At 75.5% G+C, this 20230-nt stretch carries 19 protein-coding genes; 7 read left to right on the top strand and 12 right to left on the bottom strand.

The window, feature by feature from the left end:
- From J3473_RS07455 to J3473_RS07430, 6 genes are all read left to right on the top strand, one after another.
- Complete coding sequence (locus tag J3473_RS07455) at positions 1-1353, top strand: extracellular solute-binding protein (RefSeq protein ID WP_207022526.1); 1353 nt, start codon at positions 1-3, stop codon at positions 1351-1353.
- 63 nt (positions 1354-1416) lie between these two features.
- Positions 1417-2400, top strand: a complete 984-nt coding sequence (locus J3473_RS07450) for a carbohydrate ABC transporter permease (protein WP_207022525.1) — start codon at positions 1417-1419, stop codon at positions 2398-2400.
- Positions 2400-3239 (top strand): carbohydrate ABC transporter permease, encoded by an 840-nt coding sequence (locus tag J3473_RS07445; protein WP_207022524.1) that lies wholly within the window; start codon positions 2400-2402, stop codon positions 3237-3239. Before J3473_RS07450 ends, J3473_RS07445 begins: the two co-directional genes overlap by 1 nt.
- Positions 3236-4651: a glycoside hydrolase family 3 protein gene (locus J3473_RS07440; protein ID WP_207022523.1), complete on the top strand. Its 1416-nt coding sequence runs from the start codon at positions 3236-3238 to the stop codon at positions 4649-4651. The genes J3473_RS07445 and J3473_RS07440 overlap by 4 nt, the downstream gene beginning before the upstream one ends.
- A gap of 10 nt (positions 4652-4661) precedes the next feature.
- On the top strand, positions 4662-5450 hold the full coding sequence (locus tag J3473_RS07435) for a glucosamine-6-phosphate deaminase (RefSeq protein WP_207022522.1): 789 nt from the start codon (positions 4662-4664) through the stop codon (positions 5448-5450).
- Positions 5451-5508: 58 nt separating this feature from the next.
- Complete coding sequence (locus J3473_RS07430) at positions 5509-6105, top strand: GNAT family N-acetyltransferase (RefSeq protein WP_207022521.1); 597 nt, start codon at positions 5509-5511, stop codon at positions 6103-6105.
- Between the two features lie 12 nt (positions 6106-6117).
- On the opposite strand, the gene htpX is transcribed toward J3473_RS07430, so the two are convergent.
- From htpX to J3473_RS07385, 9 genes are read right to left on the bottom strand one after another with little or no spacing between them, the layout of a single operon-like run.
- Positions 6118-7005 (bottom strand): zinc metalloprotease HtpX, encoded by an 888-nt coding sequence (gene htpX / locus J3473_RS07425; protein WP_030526750.1) that lies wholly within the window; start codon positions 7003-7005, stop codon positions 6118-6120.
- 47 nt (positions 7006-7052) lie between these two features.
- Positions 7053-8513 carry a proton-conducting transporter membrane subunit gene (locus J3473_RS07420; protein WP_207022520.1) on the bottom strand — a complete coding sequence of 487 codons (1461 nt, stop codon included), beginning with the start codon at positions 8511-8513 and terminating at the stop codon, positions 7053-7055.
- Entirely contained in the window at positions 8510-9991 is a 1482-nt protein-coding gene (locus J3473_RS07415; protein WP_207022519.1) for a NuoM family protein, read from the bottom strand. The genes J3473_RS07420 and J3473_RS07415 overlap by 4 nt, the downstream gene beginning before the upstream one ends.
- A complete protein-coding gene (locus tag J3473_RS07410) occupies positions 9982-11859 on the bottom strand; it encodes an NADH-quinone oxidoreductase subunit L (protein WP_207022518.1) in 1878 nt (625 codons plus the stop codon). The genes J3473_RS07415 and J3473_RS07410 overlap by 10 nt, the downstream gene beginning before the upstream one ends.
- Complete coding sequence (gene nuoK, locus J3473_RS07405) at positions 11856-12170, bottom strand: NADH-quinone oxidoreductase subunit NuoK (RefSeq protein WP_207022517.1); 315 nt, start codon at positions 12168-12170, stop codon at positions 11856-11858. The genes J3473_RS07410 and nuoK overlap by 4 nt, the downstream gene beginning before the upstream one ends.
- Positions 12167-12685: an NADH-quinone oxidoreductase subunit J gene (locus J3473_RS07400; protein ID WP_207022516.1), complete on the bottom strand. Its 519-nt coding sequence runs from the start codon at positions 12683-12685 to the stop codon at positions 12167-12169. Before J3473_RS07400 ends, nuoK begins: the two co-directional genes overlap by 4 nt.
- Positions 12682-13311, bottom strand: coding sequence for an NADH-quinone oxidoreductase subunit I (locus J3473_RS07395; RefSeq protein ID WP_207022515.1), 630 nt, complete (start codon positions 13309-13311; stop codon positions 12682-12684). Before J3473_RS07395 ends, J3473_RS07400 begins: the two co-directional genes overlap by 4 nt.
- The gene (locus tag J3473_RS07390; RefSeq protein WP_030526743.1) at positions 13305-14261 is read right to left on the bottom strand and encodes a complex I subunit 1 family protein; all 957 of its coding nucleotides are present in this window, start codon (positions 14259-14261) and stop codon (positions 13305-13307) included. Before J3473_RS07390 ends, J3473_RS07395 begins: the two co-directional genes overlap by 7 nt.
- Positions 14258-14779 carry an NADH-quinone oxidoreductase subunit C gene (locus J3473_RS07385; RefSeq protein WP_242525741.1) on the bottom strand — a complete coding sequence of 174 codons (522 nt, stop codon included), beginning with the start codon at positions 14777-14779 and terminating at the stop codon, positions 14258-14260. Before J3473_RS07385 ends, J3473_RS07390 begins: the two co-directional genes overlap by 4 nt.
- Before the next feature lie 104 nt (positions 14780-14883).
- Here J3473_RS07385 and J3473_RS07380 point away from each other — a divergent pair, with 104 nt between their 5' ends.
- Positions 14884-15339 carry a hypothetical protein gene (locus J3473_RS07380; protein ID WP_207022514.1) on the top strand — a complete coding sequence of 152 codons (456 nt, stop codon included), beginning with the start codon at positions 14884-14886 and terminating at the stop codon, positions 15337-15339.
- Between the two features lie 273 nt (positions 15340-15612).
- On the opposite strand, the gene J3473_RS07375 is transcribed toward J3473_RS07380, so the two are convergent.
- From J3473_RS07375 to J3473_RS07365, 3 genes are read right to left on the bottom strand one after another with little or no spacing between them, the layout of a single operon-like run.
- Positions 15613-18045 carry a transglutaminaseTgpA domain-containing protein gene (locus J3473_RS07375; RefSeq protein WP_207022513.1) on the bottom strand — a complete coding sequence of 811 codons (2433 nt, stop codon included), beginning with the start codon at positions 18043-18045 and terminating at the stop codon, positions 15613-15615.
- On the bottom strand, positions 18042-19193 hold the full coding sequence (locus J3473_RS07370; protein ID WP_207022512.1) for a DUF58 domain-containing protein: 1152 nt from the start codon (positions 19191-19193) through the stop codon (positions 18042-18044). The genes J3473_RS07375 and J3473_RS07370 overlap by 4 nt, the downstream gene beginning before the upstream one ends.
- Before the next feature lie 53 nt (positions 19194-19246).
- Positions 19247-20227, bottom strand: coding sequence for a MoxR family ATPase (locus J3473_RS07365; protein WP_207022511.1), 981 nt, complete (start codon positions 20225-20227; stop codon positions 19247-19249).
- Between the last annotated feature and the right edge of the window lie 3 nt (positions 20228-20230).

The following is a 20230-nucleotide window of genomic DNA, read 5'->3' as shown; positions in this document are numbered from 1 at the left end:
ATGAACCGGCGCCTCCCCCTCGTCGTCCTGACGAGCACGGCCCTCGCCCTCTCGGCCTGCTCGAGCAGCGGGTCGACGGACGAGCCGGCCGCGACGAGCACGGCCGACAACGCCGGCAAGACGGTCACCCTGTGGCTGGCCGGCGGCGACACCCCCGACGAGCTGCGCACCTACCTCACGGACACCTTCGAGAGCCGGACCGGCGCGACCCTGAAGATCGAGGAGCAGGCCTGGCCGGACCTCGTGACCAAGCTGACGACCGCCCTCCCGGACGCCGCCAACACCCCCGACGTCGTCGAGCTCGGCAACACCCAGAGCCCGACCTTCACCACCGTCGGCGCCTTCATGGACGTCTCGGACATGTACGACGAGCTCGGCGGGAGCAAGCTGCTCCAGAGCTTCGTCGACGCCGGCTCGGTCGACGGCAAGAAGTACGCCCTGCCCTACTACTTCGGCTCGCGGTACATGTTCTACCGCAAGGACGTCTGGAAGAAGGCCGGCGTCGAGGTGCCGACGACGCTGGCCGACTTCAACGCGGACGTCGCGAAGATCGCGAGCGAGAACCCGGACGACATCTCGAACTTCTCGGGGTTCTTCATCGGCGGGCAGGACTGGCGCAACGGCATCTCGTGGATCTTCGCCAACGGGGGTGACCTCGCGAAGAAGGAGAACGGGAAGTGGGTCTCGACGCTCTCCGACCCCGCCAGCCTCACCGGGCTCCAGCAGCTCCAGCAGATCCAGCGGGCTGCGAGCAAGGCGCCGGCCGACGCCAAGGACCAGTCCCCGTGGCTGTACATCAACGACAGCGACACCATCCTCGACGACTCCGGCCAGGCCGCCGGCACGACCTCGCTCGCCGCGGCGACGATCATGGCGCCGGGCTGGGCGCACGGGTCGATCGGTGACCTGACGAAGAAGGACGGCAAGGACGTGCGCGAGTGGGATCCCGACACGTTCGGCGTCTTCGTGCTCCCGGGCACCGACGGCAAGCCGGCCCCGGTGTTCGCCGGCGGCTCGAACATCGCCATCTCGGCCAAGACGCCGAACCCGGCCCTGTCCAAGGAGCTCCTGCGCATCGTGTTCTCGCCGGAGTACCAGCAGATGCTCGGCAAGGCCGGCCTCGGACCGGCCAACGCGGACTACGTCTCCTCCCTCGGCGACGACGAGTTCGCGAAGGCCCTCGTCGACTCGGCGTCCAACTCGAAGCTCACCCCCGCCGCTCCCGGCTGGGCCGCCGTCGAGTCCGCCCAGGTGCTCGAGGAGTTCTTCGGCAAGATCCGCGACACCGACGACCTCGCCGGGCTGGCGGCGCAGTACGACGCCAAGATCACGCCGATGCTCAACCTGTCCTGACCCCCTCCCCGCTCCCCGGCGCCCCTGTCCGGCGCCGGGGAGCACCCCTCCCGAAGGACCCAGATGACGTCGCGGACCACCGCCCCCGCGCCCCCCGGGCAGGCCTCCGGAGACCCCGTGGCCGTCGCCCCCGCCGCCCCTGCCCCCGCGCCCGCGCCGCGCCGCCGGACGCAGCGGCTGCCCCTGCTCCTCGTCCTGCCGACCGTCGTCCTGCTCGTGGCGGCGCTCGGCTACCCGATCGGCTGGCAGCTCGTCACGAGCCTGCGGAAGTTCGGTCTGGCCCAGCAGTTCGGGGCGCCGCCGGAGTGGGTCGGCCTCGACAACTACGCCGCGCTCGTCACCGACCCCGCGCTGTGGGCGGTGGTGCTGCGGTCGGTCGCGTTCTGCCTCGTCACCGCGTTCTTCACCGTCCTCGTCGGCGGCGCCGTGGCCGTCCTCATGAACGCGCTCGACCGCTGGCCACGCCTCGTGCTCCAGGTCTCGCTGCTGCTCGCGTGGGCGATGCCGGTCGTGGCCGCGATGACGGTGTGGATCTGGCTCGTGGACTGGCGGCGCGGCCTCCTCAACTGGCTGCTCGTGCGGGTGGGGGTCGAGGGCGCGGCGGGGCACAACTGGCTGGCCGAGCCGTGGTCGTTCTTCGTCGTCGCGTCGCTCGTCGTCGTGTGGATGAGCGTGCCATTCGTGGCGCTGAGCATCTACGCGGGTCTGACCCAGGTCGGGACCGAGGTCGTCGAGGCATCGATGCTCGACGGCGCCGGCGGCCTCCAGCGGCTGCGGTTCATCTACGCACCGCTCATCGCGCCGGTGCTCTCGATCGTCCTCCTGCTGCAGGTCATCTGGGACCTGCGCGTGTTCACGCAGGTCCGCCTGCTCCAGGACGCCGGGTCGGTGGCCAACGAGACCAACCTGCTCGGCACGTACGTCTACCAGCTCGGCACCGGCAAGGGCGACTTCGGCACGGCGAGCGCGGTGAGCGTCCTCGTCCTCGCCCTCACCCTGGCGCTCAGCTGGCCCTACGTCCGCTCGCTCACGTCCCAGGAGTCCTGATGCGCCGCTCCCGCACCTCGAGGGTGCTGCTCACCGTCCTCGGCCTCGCCGTGTCGGCGGTCTGGGCGTTCCCGGTCTACTGGATGCTCAACTCCGCCTTCCTGCCGAACGTCGTGCTGCAGTCCACGACACCGACGTTCCTGCCGTTCGGCGGCTCCTTCGACAACTTCGCCGTCGTCGTCGGCGACCCCGCCTTCGTGCGGGCCCTGAGCGTCTCGCTCGTCGTCACGCTGACGACCGTCGTCGGCGCGCTGTCGGTGGCGTTCCTCGGGGCGCTCGCGGTGAGCCGCTTCCGCTTCCGGGGACGGACGTCGTTCGTCCTCGCGCTCCTCCTCATCCAGATGCTGCCGGCCGAGGGGCTCTTCATCGCGCAGTACAAGATGATGAGCTCGCTCGGCCTGCTCAACCGCTCGCTGGCCCTGGCGGTCCTCTACACGGCGGCGGTCGTGCCCTTCACCATCTGGATGCTGCGCGGGTTCGTCGCGGGCGTCCCCGCCGAGCTCGAGGAGGCCGCGATGGTCGACGGCCTCTCGCGCACGCAGGCCTTCCTGCGGATCACGTTCCCGCTGCTGGCCCCCGGGCTCGTCGCGTCCGGCGTGTACGCCTTCCTCCAGGCGTGGAACGAGTTCACCGTCGCCCTCGTCGTCATGACCGAGGAGCAGTCGCGGACGCTGCCGCTGTGGCTGCGGGGCTTCGTCCAGGCCAGCGCCAGCCGCGAGACGGACTGGGGCCAGGTGATGGCGGCCTCGACCCTCGTCGCCGTGCCCGTCATCGTCTTCTTCCTCGTCGTCCAGGGCCGGATGAGCAGCGGGCTCGTCGGCGGGGCGGTCAAGGGATGAGCGTGCGCCGCGACGTCACCGCCGTCCTCCAGCCGGGGTTCGTCGGCACCGACGTCCCGCCGTGGGTGCGCTCGGCGCACGCCGAGGGGCTCGCGTCGGTCTGCCTCTACGGCGACAACGTCGGGCCGGCCGGCGGCGTCGCCGAGGTGTGCGCAGCGCTGCGCCGCGACCTGCCGGGTGTCCTCGTCGCCGCCGACGAGGAGGGCGGGGACGTCACCCGTCTGCACTACCCCGGTGGCTCGACGTCCGTCGGCAACGCGGTGCTCGGACGGCTCGACGATCCCGCCCTCACCCGCCGCGCGGCGGCCGGCATCGGCGCCGAGCTCGCCGCCCTCGGCATCGGGCTGGACCTCGCCCCCGTCGTCGACGTCAACTCCTCGCCGCGCAACCCCGTCATCGGCGTGCGCTCCTTCGGCGACGACCCCGTGGCGGTGGGGCGCCACACCGCCGCCTGGGTGGAAGGGCTGCAGGGCACGGGGATCGCCGCCTGCGCCAAGCACTTCCCGGGCCACGGCGACACCGTGGCCGACTCGCACCACGACCTGCCGCGCGTCGACGCGTCGCCGGAGGTGCTCCGTGAGCGCGAGCTCGTCCCGTTCCGGGCGGCGGTCGCGGCCGGCGTCGCGTGCGTCATGACGTCGCACATCGTCGTGCCGGCCCTCGACGCGGACCATCCGGCGACGTTCTCGCCCACCGTCCTGTGCGTGCTGCGCGACGAGCTCGGCTTCGACGGCGTGGTCGTCAGCGACGCCCTCGACATGGCGGGGGCCAGCGCCGGGACCGGCATCCCGGAGGCCGCGGTGCGTGCGCTCGCCGCCGGCGTCGACCTGCTCTGCCTCGGGTCGGCCACCGGCCCGGAGCTCTTCGACGCGGTGCGCGACGCGGTGACCACGGCGGTTGCGGACGGCCGGCTGCCCGCCGCGCGGCTCGCCGAGGCGGCCACCCGTGTGCGTGCGCTCGCCGACCGGTGGGCGACCCCGGCTCCCCCCGCGTCACCGCCGGAGCTGCCGCCCGTCGAGGCGGTCGCGCCCGCCCTCACCCTCTCCACCGACGCACGCGCCTTCGCGGCCGACTCCGCCCCGCTCGCCGTCGTCCAGGTGGCGAGCGGGAGCAACCTCGCGGTCGGCGCGGTCGCGTGGGGCCCGGCCGCGCTCGGCGCTGCGGTCGCCGAGGACGAGGTGCCGGCCGGTGCGCGGGTGGCCGTCGTCGGCCGCTCGGTCGACGCCGAGCATCCCGCGCGCACCGTCGCCGACCGGCTCCGGGCGCGGGGGCACCGGGTCGTCCTCGTCGAGTGCGGGTGGCCGCGCGCGGCCGTCGACGTCGTGACCTGGGGCGCCTCGCCGGTGCTCGCGCGGGCGCTGCTCACGACCCTCGGGGCGCCGGCCCCGCGCGTCCCGACCGGCAGCCCCTAGGCTGGCCGTGATGGAGATCCTCGTCAGCCCCGGACCCGACGACACCGCGTCCCGCGCCGCCGAGGTGGTGCTCGCCGGGCTGCGACGCCCCGGTGGCCACGCGTCGGTCCTCGGCCTCGCGACCGGCTCCTCGCCGCTCGGCCTCTACCGCGAGCTGGGCCGCGCCGTCGCCGAGGGGCGCGCGGACTTCTCGAGCACCTACGGCGTCGCGCTCGACGAGTACGTGGGGCTGCCGCCAGGACACCCGGAGGGCTACCGCCAGGTGCTGCTGCGCGAGGTGTGCGGGGTCATCGGGCTGGCGCCCGAGCGGCTCGAGGTGCCCGACGGATCGGCCACCGACGCCGACGCGCTCGAGGCCGCGGCCGCCGCGTACGAGGCGCGCATCGCCGAGCTCGGCGGGGTCGACGTCCAGGTCCTCGGCATCGGCGCCAACGGGCACCTCGGGTTCAACGAGCCGGGCTCCGCGCTCGCGTCGCGCACCCGCGTCAAGCGCCTCTCGGCCCGCACCCGCCGCGACAACGCCCGCTTCTTCACCGGCCTCGACGACGTGCCGACCCACTGCCTGACCCAGGGCCTCGGCACCATCCTCGCCGCGCGGCGCCTCGTGCTCGTCGCGACCGGGGACGCCAAGGCCGAGGCGGTGGCGGCGGCGCTCGAGGGGCCGCTCACCGCGTCCGTGCCGGCGTCGGTCCTCCAGTGGCACCCCGACACCGTCGTCTGCCTCGACGAGGCGGCCGCCGCCGGGCTGCGCAACCGCCAGTACTACGACGACTCCGCGGCCGGCCTGCCCGGCACCTGACGCGCTCCCGAGGACAACCGGACGCGTTCCGTCCGGTCTCGCACCTACCGTGGCGCCCATGGTCGACGTCGACACCTCACGCCTCACGGTCCGCCCGCTCGGCCCCGACACCTGGCCGGCGTGGGAGGCGCTCGTGGCCCGCCACGGTGGCGTGTTCGGCGGCTGCTGGTGCACGTGGTTCCACACGATGGCCGCCGAGAAGACCAAGGACGCCGACGACAACCACGCGCTCAAGGCGCGGCTGGTCGCCGAGGACCGCGCGCACGCCGCCGTGGTGCTCGACGGTGACGAGGCGGTCGCCTGGGCCCAGTACGGCCCGCCGGCCGAGCTGCCGAACATCCACCACCGCAAGGAGTACGAGGAGGGGCTCGTCAGCCCGCCCGACTACCGGGTCACGTGCTTCTTCGTCGACCGCCGCTACCGCCGGCAGGGCGTCGCGGAGGTCGCGCTGCGGGGCGTCGTCGACCTCGTCGCGCAGGCCGGCGGCGGTGTGCTCGAGGGCTACCCGCACGACCTGACCGGCGCGACGAAGAAGGTCAGCTCCTCGTTCCTCTACGCCACGACGCGCTCGATGTTCGAGCGCGTCGGCTTCGAGCTCGAGCGGCCGAAGGGGCAGCGCAACACGGTGATGCGCCTCGTCGTCCCGCCGGCCTGAGCAGCGGCGGGGTCAGCGCGGGTCGATGCGGTGGCCGTAGGCCATCTGCTCGAGGCGGGCGATGCGCTCGGCCATCGGCGGGTGGGTCGACATCATCCGGCTGACGTCCTGGGCGCGGAACGGGTTCGCGATCATCATGTGGCTGGCGTTGACCAGCTGCGAGGTCGGTGCGAGCGGCGCGCGGGCGACGCCGAGCTCGAGCTTGCGCAGGGCGCTCGCGAGGGCGAGCGGGTCGCCGGTCAGGGCGGCGCCGTCCTCGTCGGCGTCGTACTCGCGGGTGCGCGAGATGGCCATCTGCACGAAGACGGCTGCGATGGGGGCGAGCAGCGCGAGCGCGAGGCCGGCGATGGGGTTGCGGTCCTCGTCGTTGCTGCCACCGAACAGCGCGCTGAAGGTGAGGAACTGGCCGATCGAGGAGATGACCCCGGCGATGGCGGCCGCGACCGAGCCGGTGAGGATGTCGCGGTTGTAGACGTGCATCAGCTCGTGCCCGAGCACCCCGCGCAGCTCGCGCTCGTCGAGCAGGCCGAGGATGCCCTCGGTGCAGCAGACGGCGGCGTTCTCGGGGTTGCGACCGGTCGCGAAGGCGTTGGGGGCCTGCGTCGGCGAGATGTACAGGCGCGGCATCGGCTTGCCGGCGCGGGTGGAGAGCTCGCGGACGATCCGGTACATCGCGGGGGCCTGCGCCTCGGTGACCGGGTAGGCACGCATGGCCTTGATGGCGAGCTTGTCGGAGTTCCAGTAGCCGTACGCCGTGGTCCCGAGGCCGATGAGGGCGAAGACGAGGATGAAGATGCTGCTCCCCGTGCCCTGCGCGACGGCGAACCCGATGACGAGCAGGATGGCCCAGAGCCCGCCGAGCAGCCCGGCGGTCTTGAGGCCGTTGAAGTGGTTGTGCATGTGGGGTGAACGCCCGCGGCCCGCGTTTCAGTTCCGGGCCGTCGACGTCAGGACAGGCCGCCGACGAGGAGCTGCGGCAGGGCGCTGACCAGCACGAGGACCACGGTGCCGGCGACGACGACCACGCGCGTCGAGCGGCCGTGCGCGGTGTCGCCGGCCTCCTCGCCCGGGCCATCGGCGGGCTCCGGACGGGCCAGGAGGACGGCGACCCATCGCAGGTACACCGCGAGCCCGAGGACGACGGCGACGACGCCCGCCGCGGCCACCGGCCAGACCCCTGCCGCGACCGGCGCCGACAGCGCGAGGACCTTGACGACGAGCCCGATGACGCCCGGCGGCAGCCCGGCGAGGACGAGCAGGGCCAGGCCGAGGGCGCCTCCGGCGAGCGGGTCGCGGCGCAGCAGCCCGCGGGTCCCGGCCAGCGTCCGGGCGCCGGTGCGGGCGACGACGGCGAAGGCCACGGTCGTCGCCGCGGCGTAGGTGACGACGTACGCGGCCGCGGCCCGCAGGCCGGCCGCCGAGACCGCCGTCAGCGGCACGACGACCCATCCGGCCTGCGCGATCGTCGACCACGCGAGCAGGCGGACCGGGTCGTCCTGGCGCAGGGCGACGACGGTGCCGAGCAGGAGCGACGCGACGGCGGGCAGGCCGAGCAGGACGGCGAGGGCCGGCCCCGGCGCCGCCCCGACGAGGGCGGACACGACGACGAGGAGCGCCGCCACGGCCGAGACCTTGGAGGCCGCGGCGAGGAACAGGGTGGTGCCGAGGTCGGCGGCGGCGTAGGCCGGGGGGGTCCACGCGTGGAACGGCACGAGAGAGAGCTTGAAGCCGAGCCCGGCGACGAGCAGGGTCACGGCGAGGACGAGGACGCGCCGGCGGTCGGGGTCGGCCCACGCGGCGGCGACCGCCTCGGACGAGAACGTCGCGTCGGCGGTCGCGGTGAGCCAGAGGGCCGCCCCGAGGACGAGCAGCGCGAACGACGCGAGGGACGTGACGAGCAAACTCAGCGCGCCGTGCGCGGCGGACCGGGTGCCGCGCAGCGCGACGAGCGCGACGACGGGGACGGTGGCGAGCTCGAGCGCGACGAGCCACGACCCGAGGTCGCGGGCGGCGGCGACGGCGACCCCGCCCGTCGCGGACGCCAGGAGCAGGGTGGCGGTGACGGCGGTGTCGCGCCGGCCGGACCGGCCGTCGTGCAGCAGGGCGAGGGCGGCCGCCGAGGCGAGGAGGACCGCGGCCTGGAGCGTCGAGGTGCGCGGGCCGGCCGTCCAGAGGCAGGCACCGTCGGGCGCCGGGAGGCAGAGGGTGCGCAGGGGCTCGAGCTCGGAGCCGAGGCTGCCGCGCAGCGCGACCAGCGCACCGGCGACCAGAACGACCCCCGCCAGCGGCAGCGCCCACCGCGAGCGCCCGGGTCGCACCGCGTCGCCGAAGAGGACGAGGACGACCCCGAGGACGGGAGCCAGCGCCGGGGCGAGGACGAGGGCGTCGACGGACACGAGCGCGGTCATCGCGCACCCCCGAGTGCGGCGACGGCGTCGTGCGTCACCGACAGCAGGAGCATCGGGGCGACCCCGAGGAGGACGACGAGCGCGGAGAGGCCGCCCAGCACCCAGCGCTCGACGCCGACGGTGTCGGGGGTCGCGGGCGACTCGGGGTCGGGTCGGTCGCCGGACCACACGAGGCCGGCGACGCGCAGGGCGTAGGCCGCCGCGAGCGCAGCGCCGACCGCGGCGACGACGGCGCACGTGAGGAGGACGGCACCGGGGCGGTCATCCGCCGGCCGCCAGGCCGCGTAGATCGCGAGGAGCTCACCCCAGAAGCCCGCGAGGCCCGGCAGGCCGAGGCTCGCGGCGAGACCGAGGAGGAGGACGAACCCGAGCCGGGGCGAGGTCTCGCGCAGGGCGGGCCGGCGGACCGTGAGGTCGACGCTCCCCCATCGGTGCTTGAGGCCGCCGACGAGCACGAAGAGCAGCGCCGAGACGACGCCGTGCGCGATGTTGGCGTAGAGCGCGGCCTGCAGCCCGGTCTGCGACCCGCTGGCCAGCGCGAGGACGACGAAGCCCATGTGCGCGACCGACGAGTACGCGACGAGCCGCTTGAGGTCGCGCTCGACGAGGCAGACGAGCCCGCCCCAGACGATGCCGACCGCGCCGGCGACGGCGAGCACCGGCGCGAGCCGGCCGAACCCGTCGGGCACGGTGGCGACGGGCAGCCGGACCAGGCCGTAGGTGCCCATCTTGAGCAGCACGGCCGCGAGCAGGACCGACCCGGCGGTCGGGGCCGTCGTGTGCGCCGGCGGCAGCCACGTGTGCAGCGGGAAGACGGGGACCTTGACGGCCAGCCCGGCGACGAGCAGGGCGGCGACGGCCAGCTGGGTACCCGGCGCGAGCGCCGCACCGGCCCCGCCGGCGAGCTCGCGCAGGTCCGCGGTCCCGGCCGAGACGACGAGCAGGAGGATGCCGACGAGCATCGTCGTCGACCCCACCGCGGTGTAGAGGACGAAGCGCTGCGCGGCCTCGGTGCGGGCGCGCGGGTCGCGGGCGTCGCCGTAGCGGCCCACGAGCACCCACATCGGGACGAGGACGACCTCGAAGGCGACGAGGAAGAGGACGGCGTCGCGGGCGGTGAACGTCGCGAGCGCCCCGGCCTCGACGAGCAGCAGGCAGCCCAGGAAGGTCGCCGGGGTGCCGCCGCGCGGCACCTCGACCCAGGCGTGCGCGGTGACGACGACGCCCATGAGGGCGGTGAGCAGCACGAGCGGCACCGAGATGCCGTCGACGCCGAAGGACCACCGGACCCCGAGCTCGGGCAGCCAGGCGCGGTCGACCCCCGGGCGGGTGACGGCGACGAGGACGGCGAGGGCGAGCGTGAGGCCGGCGGTCGACGCCGCGAGCAGCCGTGCCGGTCGCACGGGCAGCGCACGCCCGCCGCTGACCAGCCAGAGGCCGACCGCGGCGGGGAGCGCGAGGAGCAGGCTCACGACCACGCGAGGACCCCCACGAGGCCGAGGACGACGACCGCCGCCAGGACCAGCCCGACGCCGGCGCTCGGCCGCTCGCCACGGTGCAGGCGCACCCCGGTCCAGCCGGCGGCCCGCGTGGCGACGGCCGTGCCGCGCACGTAGGCGTCGACGACCTCGGTGTCGAGGAAGGCGACGACCCGGGCGAGGCGGACGACGGGGCGCGCGACGAGGCGCCGGTACACGGCGTCGACGCCGAGGCCGCGGTCGGCGTGCGGGGTGAGCCGGCCGGCGAGGACCTCGGCGGGGTCGCGGTCGAAGCCGCCGCGCAGGGCGACGGCGACGCCGAGGCCGACGACGAGGACGGTGAGCAGCAGCCACAGCAGCGAGACCTCGCCGACGGCGAACGTGCCGGTGAGCAGGACGAGCCCGCCGAAGACGACGAGCACCGTGAGCACCCACAGCACGGCCGACGCGGCCGGCGTCACCCCACCGGCGGTGGGCCGCTGGCGCACGTGCGCGGTGAGCACGAGGTAGCCGCGGGTCGAGTACGCGGCGGTGACGGCGGAGGTGAGGACGAGGACGACGAGCACCACGATGCCCGGGCCGTCGCCCGCGACGGCGCCGTCCCAGGCGGTCGCGAGGACGTGCTCCTTCGAGACGCCGCCGACGACGAGCGGCACCCCGGCGAGCGACAGGAAGCCGACGAGGAACGCCGCGCGCAGCACCGGCGCGGCGGCGGCGCTGCCGCGCAACGCGGTCGCGGCCGTCCCCCCGGCGGCGACCGCGGCCCAGCCGACGGCGAGGAAGAGCAGCGACTTGAAGAGCGCGTGCGACCACAGGTGCAGCAGACCGGCGTCCGGCCCGGCCGCACCGGGCGCGGCGGCGACGGCCCCCAGCATGATGGCGACCTGGCTGACCGTCGACCACGCGAGCATCCGCTTGAGGTCGCTCTGCGCGAAGGCGAGGACGGCGGCGAGCAGCATCGTCACGGAGGCGGCCAGGCCGAGCACCCACCGGGCGCTCGGGCTGTCGGCGAGGAGCGGGAAGAGCCCGGCGAGGACGACCGTGCCGGCGGCGACCATCGTCGCGGCGTGGATGAGCGCGCTCGCCGGGGTCGGACCCTCCATCGCGTCGGCGAGCCAGTCCTGGAAGGGGACCTGCGCCGACTTGCCGAGGACCCCGATGACGACGAGGACGAGAAGGACCGCTCGCAGCGTGGCGTCCGGGGCGCCGCAGGCCCCGAGGGCGTCGCCGAGGCTCGAGCCGCTCGCGACGGCCGCGTCGATGCAGGCCGTGGGCCGGTCCCAGGCGCGGACCACGGCGCCGAGGTCGGTGGAGCGGGCCCCGGCGGCGAGACCGACGAGGCCGAGCACGAAGCCGATGTCGGCCACCCGCGTCACGAGGAACGCCTTGAGCGCGGCGCGGCGGGCGGCCGGGCGGCGCGACCAGTGGCCGATGAGGAGGTAGGAGCACCAGCCCATGACCTCCCAGCCGACGACGGTGAGGACGAGGTCGGACGAGACGACGACGAGGAGCATCGCCGCGGTGAAGAGGCTGACGGTGGCGGCGAACTGGCCGTAGCGGTCGTCGGCGGCGAGATACCACGTCGAGTACGCCTGCACCGCGGTCGCGACGAGCGCGACGACGGCCGCGACGGCGAGGCGCACGGGGTCGGTCGCGAGGGTCAGCGGCACCTGGAGGTCGCCGAGCGGGAGCGAGGGCAGGTGACCGACGACGGTGCCGGACTGCGAGATCCACGCGACGAGGGCGAGCAGGAGGGTCACGCCGGTGCCGGTGACGGCGAGCGCGCCGGCCCAGCGGTCGTCGCGGCGGACGGCGACGCCGAGCCCGGCGGCGAGCACCGTCGGGAGGACGAGGAGCCAGGGGGTCACGGGGCGTCCTCCGGCTCGCTGCGCCGGTCGAGGTCGATGCTGCCGCGCTGCCGGAAGACCGCGAGCACGACGGCCAGGGCGACGACCACCTCGGCGGCGGCGATGGTGATGGTGAACAGCGGCAGGACGCTGCCCGCGGCCCAGCGGTCGGCGCCGGCGGCCTGCGTCGCGACGAGGAGGACGAGCCCTCCGGAGAGGACGAGCTCGACGCCGACCAGGAGGAGGACGGCGTTGCGGCGCACCGCGATCCCGGCGACACCGAGCCCGACGAGCGCGGCGGCCAGGAGGTACGGGCCGACCAGGTGGATCACGGCGCCGTGGCCCCGTCGACGGCGCGGTCGCCCCGCGCGACCGCGAGCGCCCCGACGAGCGCGGCGAGCAGCAGCAGCGAGAGCAGCTCGAAGGGCCACACCCACGTGCCGAACAGCTGCCCGGCGACCTGGGTCGTCGTCACGTCGGCGCGCTCGACCGTGCCGTCGGCGAGCGGGACGAGCGCGGTGGCGAGCAGCCCCGCGGTCGCGAGGCCGAGCAGCCCGGCGCCGGCCGCCCGCCACGGGCCGACCGCGTGGGCGACGTCGGGGCCGATGGGGGCACGGGTGAGCATCAGGGCGAAGAGGACGAGGACGACGACCGCGCCGACGTAGACCAGGACCAGCACGAGCGCGACGAGCTCGGCGCCGAGCACGAGCAGCGACCCCGCGACCCCGAGGAGCGCGACGACGAGCCACAGCGCGGCGTGGACGACGTGGCGCGTCGTGACGGCGAAGAGGCCGCCGAGCACGGCGAGCACACCGCTCGCGGCGAACGCGGTGTCGAGCGCGGTCACGGGTCGTCCTGCGGTGGGGTGGAGGGCTGCTCGCGGACGACCTTCGGGCGGACGGTCCGCGGCGGGCGGGCCGCTCCCCCGCCGACGAGGCCGGTGCCGCGGGCGGGCCGGTTGGCGGCGGCGACCTCGGCCGGCTCGGCCGAGCGCTCGTCGAGCGCCGGCGGCGGCGGGACGGTGGGCATCCACGCGCCGAGCCGCTCCTTCTCGTGGAGCAGGTCGCGGATGTCGGTCTCGGCGTACTCGAACTGCGGGCTCCAGTGCAGCGCGTCGAACGGGCAGACCTCGATGCAGATGCCGCAGTACATGCACAGCGAGAAGTCGATGGCGAACCGGTCGAGGACGTTGCGCTGGCGCTCGCGCCCGCCCGGCGTCGGGGCCGGGATCGTCTCCTTGTGCGAGTCGATGAAGATGCACCAGTCAGGGCACTCACGGGCGCAGAGCATGCACGAGGTGCAGTTCTCCTCGAGCAGCGCGATGACCCCGCGGCTGCGCGGCGGCAGGCTCGGCGCGACGTCGGGGTACTCCGCGGTGTGGGTGGGACGCAACGCCGTCCGGGCGGTCGTCGCGAGCCCCTTCAGGACGCCCGGCAGCCCACCGGTCCGTCCGCGGTCGTCGGCGGTCACCATCCGAGCACCACCCCCACGCCGGTGAGCAGCAGCTGCCCGAGGGCCAGCGGCACGAGCCACAGCCAGGCCAGCCGCTGCAGCTGGTCCTCGCGCAGGCGCGGCCACGCGACCCGTACCCAGATGACGAGCAGCGCCACGACGAACCCCTTGAGCAGTGTCCAGAGCCAGCCGAGCGCGTCGGGGAGCGGGCCGTGCCAGCCGCCCAGCCAGAGCGTCGCGAAGAGCAGCGACATGACGACGATGCCCGCGTACTCGGACAGGAGGAAGAAGGCGAAGCGCAGGCCGGTGTACTCGGTCCACGCGCCCATGACGAGCTCGGCGTCGGCGACCGGCATGTCGAACGGCGGGCGCTGCAGCTCGGCGACGGCGGCGACGAGGAAGACGACGGCGCCGGGCAGCTGCCAGAGCAGCCAGAGCGGGCTCCAGCGCTCGGTGAGGACGGCCAGCGAGAGCGACCCTCCGGCCAGGGCCACCGACGCGAGGGCGAGGACGATGGGCAGCTCGTACGAGACGAGCTGGGCGGCGGCGCGCAGGCCGCCGATGAGCGAGTACTTGTTGGCGCTCGACCAGCCCGCCATCAGCGTGCCGAGGGCGCCGACCGAGGTCGCGGCGAGGACGAGGACGAGCGAGCCCGGGACGTCGACCGCGGCGACGCCGGGGTGCACGGGGACGAGCGCGAGCGCGACGAGGTAGGGCACGAGCGCGACGGCCGGGGCGAGCCGGAAGACCCAGCGGTCGGCCGCCCGCGGCGTGATGTCCTCCTTCTGGACGAACTTCACGCCGTCGGCGACGAGCTGCGCCCAGCCGTGGAAGCCGCCGGCGTACATCGGGCCGAGCCGGCCCTGCATGTGCGCCATCACCTTGTGCTCGGCCTGCCCGACGAGCAGCGGCAGGACGAGGAAGGCCGCGAGCGCCGCGACCGCGCGCAGCGTGGCCTCGAGGAGAGTCATCGCGGACCCCACTCCGGCGGCGGGACGCCCGGGGCCTGGACGCGGCGGCGGCTCGGCGAGCGCGCGCTGTCGTGGCCCTCGCCCGGCTCCTTGCCGCCGGGCCAGGGCCGGCTCGCGCGGGCGGCGAGCTGGAAGGACTTGCGCAGCGGCGTGCCCTCGAAGCCGTCGGGCAGCAGGAGGGGGCGCAGGCCGAGGTCCGTGCCGTCGTCGAAGCCCTCGACGTCGATGCCGAACATCTCGTGCGTCTCGCGCTCGTGCCACGCGGCGCCGGCGAACACCGGGGTGAGCGACTGGACCGGCTCGCCGTCGGCGACACGGGTGCGCAGCAGCACCCCGCGCAGCGCGCCGGGGGTCGAGACGTCGAGGAGGTGGCAGAGGACATCGAACCCCGGGGCGGTCTCGTCGTGGAGGCGGTCGACGGCGCTCAGCCAGTCGAAGAAGGTGTGGCCCTCGTCCCGGGCTGCGGCGACGGCGGACCGCCACCCGCCGGGCTCGACCTCACGCACCTCGTCCGCCACGTCGGGCAGCCTAGCGAGCGCGGCCGCCGGAGGGTCCGCCGCCGGGTCGGCGACCTGCGCCGAACCCCGGCGGGCGGCCCGTCGTCCTCCCTACGATGGACGGCGTGGACGGGCTGGACGAGGTCGACGAGACCACGATCCCCCGGTCCCGGCTCCGGGCGGTCGTCGAGGCGACGCGCGCCGAGCCCGCCGTGCCCGCGCCGCGGGTCGTCCGGGACGCGCCCGAGCCCCCGCGCGCCGCGGCCCGGCGCACCGGCGCCTCCCTCGACGTGCGCATCGTGCCGTGGGCGGTGCCCCCGGCCGACCTGCCGGATCCGGCACCCCCGGCGGCGCCGGCCGCTGCGCCGGCCCCGACGGCCCCGACGCCCGACCGGCCGCGCGGCACCCGCCCCTCGGAGGTCTCGGCCGCGCCGCTCTCCCCCGCGGCCCGCCCGCGACCGCAGCGGCACCTCGGCTACGCCCCGAGCGTCGGCGCCGTCGACCTCTCCCCGGAGCGCCCCACCCCGCTGACCGACCCGCCGCGACGCGGCGTCCTCGCCCGCCTGCGCCGCCGCCGCTGACCCCATCCACCGCGGCCGAGGTGAAACCCGACCACGAGACGGTCCCCTTTCACCTCGACCCCGCATCCATCCCCCCGGTCGAGGTATTCCGCCGCCATCAGACGGGGGTGAGATACCTCGAACCGATGACCCGCGCCGCTGACCCGAATCGAGGTGAAATTCGACCACGAGACGGTCCACTTTCACCTCGACCCAGCCCCCAGGCCCCCGGTTCGAGGTGAAACCCGACCACGAGGGGGCCCACATTCACCTCGAACCCGGCCTCGCGGACGCTCAGACGGAGGCGTGCTCCGGGGTGTCGACGGGGGACGGGGTCGGCTCCGACAGCGGCGGGCGGACGCCCTCGCGGTGGATGCCCGACGGTGTGCGCACCCGGCCGCGGCCCCGGTCGGGCGTCAGCGAGGTGAGCGAGACCGCACGCCGCCAGCGCTCGCGGAGGGTGCGCCCCTCGGCGAGCTCGTGGCGGGCCCGGCGCGCGAGGGCCCAGGCGCGGTCGGCGCCCGCGGCGTCGGCCCCGCCGGGACCGTAGAGCGCGTCGTCCACCGTCCGGGCGGTGTCGAGGAGGGAGGCGCCCCCCACCGAGCGCGCGACCTCTCGCCGGGTGTCGCGCCCGGAGACCGCGTACCCGGCGTCGCGCAGCGCATCGACGACGTCGGTCCACGCGGCACCGGTGCGGGCGGCCGGGGTGCCGCGGCGACGGCGCCATCCGCGCCGGACCCCCTTGAGCAGCACGAGCAGGCCCGTCCACAGCGGGATGCCGAGCGCCGGCACCGCCGCGACCGCCAGCGCGGCGACGGCCCAGACCGGCAGGCTGAAGCCGACCTCGGGCGTCGTCGAGCGGCTGCGGCCGCTCGCGCCCTCGTCGAGGGTGAAGCCGTCCTCGCTGCTCGGCGGCCGCTGCGCGGTGGGCGGGGGCACGGCCGAGGCCCGGTTCGGCTCCTGGTCGAGCACGGTGCGGGGGTCGGGCGCCCGGTCCCGCGGCGGCACGAAGTCCTCGGGGGAGACGAGCTGCCAGCGCGTGCCGTCGTGGACCTCCACCCACGCGCGCACGTCGCTGCCGAGGACGACCCCGCCCTCGCCGGGGACGGCGCCGAGGACGACGCGGGCCGGCATCCCGAGGTACGCGGCGGCGAGCGCGACGGTGGCCGCATACTGCTCGTCGTCACCGGCCGGCTGGCGGTCGGCGACGAAGGCCGAGAGCCGACCGAGCGAGTGGCCGGGCAGGACGGTCGTCTGGCCCTCGCCGCCGTCGCTGTAGGCCCCGGTGTCGCGCAGGCGCGTCCCGACGGCACGCAGCCGGTCCATCGGGGTGTCGCCCGCCTCGACGCTCGCGGCGACGAGCTGGGCCACCGGCTGCAGGAGGGGCGGGTCGACGGGCGGCGTCGCGGGCGGGGTCGCGTCGGGCGCCCCGACCCGGGCCTGCAGCGCGTAGGTGTCACCGGCGTCCAGCCCCTCGGGGAGGACGGCGGCGCCGGTGTCGAGGTTGACGCGCAGGGCGTCGTCGAGGTCGCGGCCGCGCGGACCGGTGAACGACAGACCGGTCTCGCCGCCGACCGTGGGCACCCAGATCCGCAGGTCCTTGCGCCCCGCCCAGGCCTCGCCGACCGTCACCGTCGCCTCGACCGGTGTGCCACCGGCCGCCCGGGGGATCTTGGCGCCGACCCGCAGGAAGGTGCCGGACTCCGGGGTCGTGCCCGCGCGGCCGTCCCCGGCGGCCCACACGGTGCCGGAGTAGGTGTCGACGGTCGCGAGCCGCAGCAGGGTGCCGGTCGGCAGCCCGCGGACGGTGAAGAGGACCTCGTCGGCGAGGTCCGCGTTGCTCGGTCGGAAGGCCCGGAAGGCCGCGAGCGGGCTCGGCCGGTCGGTCGCGGAGAAGGGCGGGGCCACGTACGAGCGCAGCACCTGCCGGTCGGGTGCCCCGACCCACGGCACCGCCCCGATGACGATGACCCCGACGATCGCGAGCAGCAGGGCCCCGGTCGCGGTCCGCTCGAGGCTGTGCGCGCTGTGGACCACGACGGCCCGGCGGGCGCGGTCGGCCCCCCAGGTGAGGGCGACGACGAAGAGCACGACGGCTCGCGCGACCATCCCGCCCGGCTCCGTGACGCCCAGCGCGGCGACGCCGGCGGCGAGCGCCGCCGGGACGACCAGCGGCAGGTGGGGTGCGCCGGTGCGGCGGGCGAGCATCGTCGTCGCTCCGCCGGCGACCAGGGCCAGGAGGAACGGCAGCAGCCCGAGGGGTCCGGCGCCGTCGACCGGCGGCAGCGTGGTGAGCATCCGCATCCAGCCGTCGACCGCGGTGCCGGCGAGCTCGCCCCAGGCGGTGGGGGTCGGCAGCGGTCCGGCCGAGGTGCCGCGCAGGACGAGGGGCGGACCGAGCAGCGCGGCCGCCGCGACGAGGGCCGGCGCGAGCGTCCACCACGGCGCGCGCGCCCGCCCCACGAGCAGGGCGAGGAGCACACCCGCGACGAGCCCGACCGCGGACGGGAGCACCCAGGACCAGCCGAGGTAGGTCCCCACGAACCCGCTCAGCGCGGCGGCGACGAGGACGAGCACCGCCGCGACGTCGACGACGACGTCGAGCGGGTGCGGCTGGCGGCGGCGCGAGCGCCGGGTCGGGCCCGGCGACGCCGGGTCCGGACCGAGGAAGCGGGCCGGGGCCGGGCCACGGTCGCGGGCGCGCGACGGCGCCGACAGGAGGCTCATCGGCCACCCACCACCCGGACCAGCCGCGTCAGGTCGTCGAGCGAGCCCATCGTGAGGAAGGTGAGGCCGGCGACGGTGGAGGTCGTGCTGCGCTCCCCCGGCGCCACGCGCAGGACGACGACGCGCACGTGCGGCCCGAGGTGGGTCGCGGCGCGCTGCGCCTCGGCCAGCGACGTGGCCGCGCCGGTGACGACGACGGTGATGCTCGTGCCGGGGGCGAGGCCGACGAGCCGGGTCGCGAGCGCCGGGAGGTCGGTGCCGTCCGGCTCGACCCGCGCGAAGCCGTCGAGCGTCCGGGCGACGCCGACGCGGTCGACGGCGTGGCCGCCCGCGACGACGGTGACGTCCATCTCGTCGCGCAGGGCCCGCACCGCGACCGAGGCCGCGGCGGTCACGCCGATCTCGAAGGTGTCGTCGTCGCCGTAGCCGTCGAGCCGCGCGTCGAGGACGACCCCGAGGTGCGAGCGGCGGGTGTCGGTGTAGCCCTTCATCATCAGCGAGGTGGTGCCGGAGGCCGCCGACATCCGCGCCGAGGACTGCCAGTGGATGTGCCGGCGGTCGTCGCCGGGGAGGTAGCCGCGCAGCGTGTGGAAGTCGAGGTCCGACAGCGACGGGTCCTGGGTGGGACGACCCTCGAGGTCGCGGATGAGGCCGGCGTCGAGGGAGGGGAGGTTGACCGTCCGCGGGTGGACGAACAGCTCGACGGTCCGCGACGCGTTGAGCGTGCGACGGGCCAGGCCGAACGGGTCGCCGAGCACGGTCGTCACGGGTCCGACGAGCACGACGCCGCGGCGGGTCGTGCGGACCGGGAAGGGGAAGTCGATGCGGACGCCGGGGCCGAGCGACGGCATCCGGAAGGCCTCCACGCGCGACCCGACCGGCACCTCGAGGTCGGCGGGCGCGACGCGCCGGCTGCGCGGGTTGCTCACGAGCAGCGACCCGTCGGCCACCCCGCCCGGCGAGACCCGCACCGGGTGCAGCTGGAGGTCGAGGTCGACCCGCGACCCCCCGAGCGCCATGAGCACCGCCACCCCGAGCAGGACGACGAGCGCGAGGCCGATGATGCGCGCCTCCTCCCACGCGAAGGTCCACCCGACCAGCCCGACGAGCACGCCGACGACCAGCGCACCCCAGCCGGTGCGGGTCACGACGGACCGCTCCCGGAGGAGTGCGAGGAGCTGGCGCGGCGAGGACACGGGCGTCAGCGCCCCGCGACCGGTGGCAGGGGGACGATGTCGAAGAGCTCGTCGACGACGTCGGGGACGGTGACGCCCTCGAACTGCGCGTCGGCGTCGAGGAGCATCCGGTGCTGCATGACCGGCACCGCGAGCTCCTTGAGGTCGTCCGGGACGACGTAGTTGCGCCCCTGCCCGGCGGCCCAGGCCTTCGCGGCGTGCACGTAGCCGAGCATCCCGCGCACCGAGAGACCGAGGCGCAGGTGGCGGTGGTCGCGCGAGCGCTCCGCGAGCGCCTGGACGAACTCGAGCAGCGGGCGCGAGACGTGCACCGAGCGCGCGACCTGCCGCATCCGCAGCACCTGCGCGCCGTCGATGACGGGGGTGACGCCGGCGGCGCGGTCGCGGACGGCGAGCCCGGACAGGACGCCGATGGTGGCCTCGGCGTCCGGGTAGCCGATCGCGGTCTTCATGAGGAAGCGGTCGAGCTGGGCCTCGGGCAGCGGGTAGGTGCCGGCCTGCTCGATCGGGTTCTGGGTCGCGATGACCATGAACGGGCTCGGCACGTCGTGGGTCGTGCCGTCGACCGTGACCCGGCCCTCCTCCATCACCTCGAGCAGCGCCGACTGGGTCTTCGGCGAGGCGCGGTTGATCTCGTCGGCGAGGACGACGTTGGCGAACACCGGGCCGCGCCGGAACTCGAAGACCTGTGCGCGGGGGTCGTAGATGGACGCGCCGGTGACGTCGCTCGGCAGGAGGTCGGGGGTGAACTGGATGCGCTGGTGCGTGCCGCGCACCGAGCCGGCGAGGGCCCGGGCGAGGCTGGTCTTGCCGGTGCCGGGCACGTCCTCGACGAGCAGGTGCCCCCCGGCCGCGAGGCAGGTGACAGCCAGCTGGACGACGCGCTCCTTGCCGACGAGCGCCTCCCCGACGGCGCCGACGACCGTCGTGAACGTCTCGCCGAACCAGGCGATCTCGTCGGCGTGGGCCAGGGGCTCGGTGCTCATCGC

It is taken from the genome of Phycicoccus sp. DTK01, from assembly GCF_017312765.1.
Classification (GTDB): Bacteria; Actinomycetota; Actinomycetes; order Actinomycetales; family Dermatophilaceae; genus Phycicoccus; species Phycicoccus jejuensis.
This window is presented reverse-complemented; position numbering and strand designations above follow the sequence as displayed.

Coding starts and splice junctions, on each gene's coding strand:
- J3473_RS07435 (WP_207022522.1), top strand. CDS start 4,662: ATGGAGATCCTCGTCAGCCCCGGACCCGACGACACCGCGTCCCGCGCC.
- J3473_RS07390 (WP_030526743.1), bottom strand. CDS start 14,261: ATGACTCTCCTCGAGGCCACGCTGCGCGCGGTCGCGGCGCTCGCGGCC.
- J3473_RS07430 (WP_207022521.1), top strand. CDS start 5,509: ATGGTCGACGTCGACACCTCACGCCTCACGGTCCGCCCGCTCGGCCCC.
- J3473_RS07455 (WP_207022526.1), top strand. CDS start 1: ATGAACCGGCGCCTCCCCCTCGTCGTCCTGACGAGCACGGCCCTCGCC.
- J3473_RS07445 (WP_207022524.1), top strand. CDS start 2,400: ATGCGCCGCTCCCGCACCTCGAGGGTGCTGCTCACCGTCCTCGGCCTC.
- J3473_RS07365 (WP_207022511.1), bottom strand. CDS start 20,227: ATGAGCACCGAGCCCCTGGCCCACGCCGACGAGATCGCCTGGTTCGGC.
- htpX (WP_030526750.1), bottom strand. CDS start 7,005: ATGCACAACCACTTCAACGGCCTCAAGACCGCCGGGCTGCTCGGCGGG.
- J3473_RS07440 (WP_207022523.1), top strand. CDS start 3,236: ATGAGCGTGCGCCGCGACGTCACCGCCGTCCTCCAGCCGGGGTTCGTC.
- J3473_RS07420 (WP_207022520.1), bottom strand. CDS start 8,513: ATGACCGCGCTCGTGTCCGTCGACGCCCTCGTCCTCGCCCCGGCGCTG.
- J3473_RS07375 (WP_207022513.1), bottom strand. CDS start 18,045: ATGAGCCTCCTGTCGGCGCCGTCGCGCGCCCGCGACCGTGGCCCGGCC.
- J3473_RS07395 (WP_207022515.1), bottom strand. CDS start 13,311: ATGGTGACCGCCGACGACCGCGGACGGACCGGTGGGCTGCCGGGCGTC.
- J3473_RS07450 (WP_207022525.1), top strand. CDS start 1,417: ATGACGTCGCGGACCACCGCCCCCGCGCCCCCCGGGCAGGCCTCCGGA.